Origin of the sequence: Aquisphaera insulae (assembly GCF_011064615.1) — a bacterium.
Classification (GTDB): domain Bacteria; phylum Planctomycetota; class Planctomycetia; order Isosphaerales; family Isosphaeraceae; genus Aquisphaera; species Aquisphaera insulae.
In genome coordinates this window covers 1-375 of record NZ_JAALJH010000273.1, presented here as the reverse complement: position 1 = coordinate 375, position 375 = coordinate 1, and the positions used below count along the sequence as shown (strand labels likewise).

Genomic DNA, 375 nt, shown 5'->3' with positions numbered 1-375 from the left:
CTTCCAGTGCAGCGGCCCGATCACCCGGAGGTTCGTCGGCCGGCCCCGCAGCACGGATTCGTTGATGTAGGCACTGTCGCCGACCAGCCAGAAGGTCCGCTCCGGATTCGCCTCGGCCAGCTTCCGCGCCAGCTCGGCGGCCGACGCCGGCCGGGGCCGATGCCCCGGCTGCCCCTTCTTGCGGTAGAGCCGCCAGAGGACCGGCAGGCAATAGTAGCGGTCGGTGCGGAACGGGATCGGCACGGCGATGCCCAGGACGACCCAGTTGAGGCCGAACCGGAAGGTCTTGTGCTTCTTGGAGGAGAGCACCGCGTCGAGGAAGATGCCGCCGAAGGCGACCCTGGCGCCCCGCTTGTGGCAGAGGGTGTCGTCGAC

1 pseudogene is annotated in these 375 nt (G+C 69.6%); it reads right to left on the bottom strand.

What is annotated here, in order from left to right:
* Positions 1-375: pseudogene (locus G6O54_RS37105) on the bottom strand (IS701 family transposase); the annotation flags it as partial.